General features: G+C 69.6%; 7 protein-coding genes. 2 read left to right on the forward strand and 5 right to left on the reverse strand.

All coding sequences use genetic code 11. The features are described 5' to 3' along the window. The 3 genes from AC27IO_RS20295 to AC27IO_RS20305 form a co-directional block, all read right to left on the reverse strand. The coding region (locus tag AC27IO_RS20295; RefSeq protein ID WP_498740448.1) for an NAD-dependent epimerase/dehydratase family protein at positions 1–214 on the reverse strand (214 nt) is incomplete at its 3' end. A gap of 33 nt (positions 215–247) precedes the next feature. Further along, positions 248–718 carry a thiol-disulfide oxidoreductase DCC family protein gene (locus AC27IO_RS20300; protein ID WP_498740450.1) on the reverse strand — a complete coding sequence of 157 codons (471 nt, stop codon included), beginning with the start codon at positions 716–718 and terminating at the stop codon, positions 248–250. A 54-nt stretch (positions 719–772) separates the two neighbouring features. After that, positions 773–1,321 carry a GbsR/MarR family transcriptional regulator gene (locus AC27IO_RS20305; RefSeq protein WP_284405848.1) on the reverse strand — a complete coding sequence of 183 codons (549 nt, stop codon included), beginning with the start codon at positions 1,319–1,321 and terminating at the stop codon, positions 773–775. A gap of 189 nt (positions 1,322–1,510) precedes the next feature. Between AC27IO_RS20305 and AC27IO_RS20310 the strand changes: the two genes are divergently transcribed. Then, positions 1,511–2,419: a dienelactone hydrolase family protein gene (locus AC27IO_RS20310; protein WP_272564527.1), complete on the forward strand. Its 909-nt coding sequence runs from the start codon at positions 1,511–1,513 to the stop codon at positions 2,417–2,419. Positions 2,420–2,552: 133 nt separating this feature from the next. Further along, complete coding sequence (locus tag AC27IO_RS20315) at positions 2,553–3,431, forward strand: ZIP family metal transporter (protein ID WP_317351736.1); 879 nt, start codon at positions 2,553–2,555, stop codon at positions 3,429–3,431. A 111-nt stretch (positions 3,432–3,542) separates the two neighbouring features. On the opposite strand, the gene AC27IO_RS20320 is transcribed toward AC27IO_RS20315, so the two are convergent. Both AC27IO_RS20320 and AC27IO_RS20325 read right to left on the reverse strand, forming a co-directional pair. Further along, a complete protein-coding gene (locus AC27IO_RS20320) occupies positions 3,543–4,289 on the reverse strand; it encodes a LytR/AlgR family response regulator transcription factor (RefSeq protein WP_317351738.1) in 747 nt (248 codons plus the stop codon). A gap of 22 nt (positions 4,290–4,311) precedes the next feature. Then, positions 4,312–4,939: sensor histidine kinase (locus AC27IO_RS20325; protein WP_498740452.1), on the reverse strand; the 628-nt coding region annotated here is incomplete at its 5' end.

A 4,939-nucleotide genomic window follows, 5' to 3' on the forward strand; every position in this document is an offset into this window, starting at 1 on the left:
CGCCGACGGCATTCACCACCGCGTCGATGCCTGCCAGGCGCGGCAGCCATGCGGCGGGCGCCGTGTCGTGCGCGAAATCCATGGCGACCTGGCCGGGGCGGCCTGCCGCGCGGCGCGGCGAGACGCCGCCGTGCACGGTGTGGCCCGCACGTTCGAGCGCGCGTTGCACCGCGCGGCCGATGAATCCGGTGGAACCGGTGAGAAGGATGTGCATGGAACTGCTCCGTGAAAGGTGTAAGGGGCGTCGTCAGAGCCGGCACTGGTCGTCGCCCGGCCCGCAGCGGCGGGTAGCGGCCCGGCGGGCGGCCGCGCCGCTGGCCTTCTCGAACAGGCCGTGCACCAGCCACTGCGGCAGGCGGTAGCGGTTGCGTGCCAGCACCGGGTACACCCGGTCGGCCAGCGGCCCGATGACCGGCCAGCGGGTGGCGGCGGTCAGCCAGCCCAAACCCACGGCCTCGTAGGCCGCGCGGAACACCGCGACGCCGCGCAGCAGCCGGCCGTCGGCCTGGCGCGCATGGATCAGGGTGAGCAGGTCGTCCCGGGTGGTGCCTGCCGGTGGGCCTTCGAAGTCCGGCGCCCACACGTCGGCAAAGCGCAGCAGGCCGCCGGTATTGCGCAGCATCAGGTTGCCCATCTCGGCGGCGCACAGGCGGCAGCGCGAGTCGAAGTAGAGGGTGAGGGGATAGATGGCGGGGTTGGGGGTGGCTGCGGCATTCATGTTCAATCCTTCCGAAATTTCATTCAAAACAGAAAAATCAGGGCAAAAAAAGGCCTAGCCCGGGGATGCCTTGTCGGCCGCTCCGCCGCGCACGAACTTCTGCACGCTGGCCCCCAGGCGCAGCACCTTGTCGAGCGTGGCGGGGGACAGGCGCAGCATTTCGTCGGCCCACACCCCCAGCGAATCCATGAGGTGCAGCGTCTCGCGCACGCGGTCCTGGGCATCGGCGGTTTCGCTGGCGAAGTCGGGGCGGGCCACCAGTTCGCGCAGCATGCGCACGGTGGGGTCGAACTCGCGCTCCTTGCGTTCGCGCACCACGGTGCGAAACAGCTCCCACACGTCGGTGGAGGTTTCGAAATAGTCGCGCCGGTCGCCCAGCACGTGGGTGGTGCGGATCAAGTTCCAGTTGAGCAACTCCTTGAGGCTGTTGCTGGCGTTGGAACGGGCCACGCCCAGCGTCTCGCAGATTTCCTCGGCATGCAGCGGGCGGCCATGGAAGAAGAGCAGCGCGTGGATCTGGGCCACGGTGCGGTTCACGCCCCAGGCGGTCCCCATCTCTCCCCAATGGACCACGAAGCGTTGGGCGATGTCGGTCAGTTGCATGGGGGCAGTTTAGTTTTTCTTTTATTTCTGTCAAGACAGAAATAAGAGCCGCGCCATCACTGCACCTTTGCTGCACCGGCCCTGGGCGAACGGCGGCAAACCCGTTCAGCCCTGCGGGTCATGCCGCCGCGCGCCGCAGGCCCTAGACTCTTGCGCTGCCGATCCTTTCACCCAACCAGGAGCCAGACCATGCTGCGTGATGACCTCAAGACCGATTTCGACGCCCTCTTGCCGGGCCAGAGCACCGAGGCGGGAGCCACCCGCCGAACCGCGATGCGCGTCGCCCTGGGTGCCGGTTTCGGCGTGGGCTATGCCGCCGCGGCCATGCCCGTGATGGCGCAGACCGCGATCCAGACGCCCGCGGACGGGCTCACGGCGGGCAAGGTCAGCATCGAGGTCAACGGCTTCAAGGTGCCCGCCTACCGGGCCGCGCCCGCCGGCAAGACCGACCTGCCGGTGGTGCTGGTGATCCAGGAGATCTTCGGCGTGCATGAATACATCGCCGACACCTGCCGCCGTTTCGCCAAGGCCGGCTACCTGGCCATCGCCCCCGAGCTGTATGCCCGCCAGGGCGATCCGCTCCAGTACACCGAAGCCGCCAAGCTGATGAGCGAGCTGGTCTCCAAGGTGCCCGACGCGCAGGTGCTGGCCGATCTGGACGGCACCGTGAAGTGGGCGGGCGAGAACGGCGGCGACCTGAAGAAGGTCGGCATCACCGGTTTTTGCTGGGGTGGCCGCATCACCTGGCTGTACGCCGCCCACGGCCCCGTCAAGGCGGGCGTGGCCTGGTACGGCCGGCTGGTGGGGCAGGCCAGCGAGCTCACGCCCAAGCACCCGGTGGACATCGCCCCGATCCTCAAGGCGCCGGTGCTGGGCCTGTACGGCGAAAAAGACAGCGGCATCCCCCTTGACACGATTGATAAGATGAAAGCGGCTCTCCAGACCGGCTCCGCCGCCGCCAAGGCGTCGCAGTTCGTCGTGTACCCCGACGCGCCCCATGCCTTCCATGCCGACTACCGGCCCAGCTTCCGAAAGGAAGCGGCCGAGGACGGATGGAAGCGGGCGCTGCAGTGGTTCAAGACACACGGCGTTGCCTGAGAGACCATCGCCGGCGGCGTTCCTGCCCCAGCGGTCCCGCCAAAGCCCTTCGGGGCTTTTTTTGCGCGCCGGGCGCGCCGAATCGATTCGATACAAAAGGCCGACAGGCCTTGCAGGGAAAGCACGAGAAGCCATGACTTTGGTAGCAATCATCCTGGCCACGTTGGCGGCCGGCATCGGCAGCGTGTGGGTGGCCGCCCTGTTGATGCGCGCGGGGCTGGGCGACGGCCGGCGCGGCGTGGGGCCGCAGCACCTGCTGAGCCTGGCGGCCGGCGCGCTGCTGGCCACGGCCTTCATGCACCTGCTGCCCGAGGCGTTCGAAAGCCAGGCCGGCGCGCACGACCTGTTCGCCACGCTGCTGGTGGGGCTGGTGTTCTTCTTTCTGCTCGACAAGGCCGAGCTGTGGCACCACGGGCACGAGCACGGACACGGACACGGCCATGCGCATTCGCACGGGCATACCCATGGCCATACCCATGGCCATACGCAGGGGCACGGCCACGCCCATGACCACGCCAACGGTGATGCGCACGCCCACGGCGAAGGCGAAGCGCGCCGCGGTGGCGGCGGCTGGGCGCTGCTCACGGGCGACAGCGTGCACTGCTTCGGCGACGGCATCCTGATCGCCTCGGCTTTCATGGCCGACCTGCGCCTGGGCGTGGTGGCGGCGCTGTCGGTGCTGGCGCACGAGGTGCCGCACCACATGGGCGACCTGGTGGTGCTGCGCCAGGCCAGCGCCAACCGCCGCATGGCGCTGCTGAAGGTATCGCTGGCCGGCGCGGTGACCGCCCTGGGCGGGGTAGTGGGGTACTTCCTGGTCGGCGAGCTGCAGGACTGGCTGCCTTACTTCCTGGCCATCGCCTCCAGCAGCTTCATTTACGTGGCGCTGGCCGACCTGATCCCGCAGCTGCAAAAGCGCCTGAGCGCGGGCCAGACGGTGGCGCAGATCGCCTGGCTGGTGGCGGGGATGACGGTGGTCACGCTGGTGAGCGGCATGGCCCACGCGCACTGACCGGCTGTGGGGCCCCGGTGCGGCGGCGCGTCAGGGTCCGGGTTTGCTATTAAAATAATAGCGGTATGCCGGCGGTTTGACTGTGCTGGTGGCCCAAAACACCCTCGGTCTTCAGCCGGCCAGCTCTTCGCGCACTGCCGCCACCTGCCGGCGCGACACGGCCAGCAATTCGGTCAGGCCGTGCAGCCGCACGGCCCAGCCTTCGCCCTCCTCGGGGTCGTAGTGCTTTTCCAGCGCCCGCACCGCGCGGCGGGCCACCAGCGCGTTGCGGTGGATGCGCAGAAAGCGGTCGCCGTGGCGCGCCTCCAGCTCGCTCAGCGAGCCGTCCAGGATGTAGCTGCGCACGGCGGTGCGCACCGTCAGGTACTTCTGCTCGGCCTTGAAGTACAGCACTTCGGCCAGCGGCACGCGCTCGGTGCGGCCCCGGTCCTGGATCAGCAGGGTCTCGCCATCGGGAAGGGGCGCCGTGGGCGCGGGCGTGGCGCCCGGATGCCGGGCGCGCAGGGCCTTGCCCAGGGCTTTTTCCAGCCGCTCGCGCCGCACGGGCTTGGTGAGGTAGTCCACCGCGTCCAGCTCGAACGCGCTCACGGCGTGGTCCGCATGGGCCGTCACGAACACGATGGCCGGCGGATAGGGCAGGGTGCGCATGGCATGGGCCAGGGCCAGGCCGTCCTGCCCGGGCATGTGGATGTCCAGCAACACGGTGTCGAAGGCGCGGCCGCCCGAGGGCTGCAGCTGCGCCAGCGCGTCGGCGGCGTTGGCGGCCTCGGCGGCGGTGTGCCGCGCGTCGCAGTCGGCCAGCAGGGTGCGCAGGCGGCTGCGGGCCAGGGCTTCGTCGTCAACGATCAGGATGTGCATGGCAGGAAGCGAAGGGGAAAGGTCAGGACCGCGCGGGCAACGAAATGCGCACCTGGTAGCGGCCATTTTGCATGCCGGCGCTGAACTCGCACTGCACGTCGTGCAGCAGCCGCAGGCGGTCGCGCACGTTGGCCAGCGCAATGCCGTGGCCGCGCGGCCTGCTGCCCTCGCGCTGCGGCGCGGCGGGCACGGTGTTGGTGATGACCACGATCACGCGGCTGCCGCGCAGCTCGGTCACGATGCGCAGCCGCCCGCCCGTGGCGCTCGGTTCCACGCCGTGCTTGACCGCGTTTTCCACCAGCGGCTGCAGCAGCAGCGGGGGCAGGCGGGCGCCGTCGGCGCGGGCGTCCAGCGACCACTGCACGCGCAGCCGTTCCTCGAAGCGCACCTGCTCGATGTCCAGGTAGCGGCGCGCCAGGGTGATCTCTTCGCCCAGCGTGGCCGACTCGCCCTGGTCCACCAGCGCGTGGCGGAACAGGTCGCTCAGATCCTCCAGCAGCGCCTCGGCCTTGGCCGGCTCCGCCCGCACCAGGGCGATGGCGCTGTTGAGCGTGTTGAAAAGAAAATGCGGGCGGATGCGCGACTGCAGCTCCGACAGCCGCGCCGTGGTGGCCGCGGGCGTGCGGGCGCGGGCGCGCAGCACCAGCGCC

This window comes from Acidovorax sp. KNOB132, from assembly GCF_057541515.1.

Coding starts and splice junctions, on each gene's coding strand:
- AC27IO_RS20300 (WP_498740450.1), bottom strand. CDS start 718: ATGAATGCCGCAGCCACCCCCAACCCCGCCATCTATCCCCTCACCCTC.
- AC27IO_RS20305 (WP_284405848.1), bottom strand. CDS start 1,321: ATGCAACTGACCGACATCGCCCAACGCTTCGTGGTCCATTGGGGAGAG.
- AC27IO_RS20310 (WP_272564527.1), top strand. CDS start 1,511: ATGCTGCGTGATGACCTCAAGACCGATTTCGACGCCCTCTTGCCGGGC.
- AC27IO_RS20315 (WP_317351736.1), top strand. CDS start 2,553: ATGACTTTGGTAGCAATCATCCTGGCCACGTTGGCGGCCGGCATCGGC.
- AC27IO_RS20320 (WP_317351738.1), bottom strand. CDS start 4,289: ATGCACATCCTGATCGTTGACGACGAAGCCCTGGCCCGCAGCCGCCTG.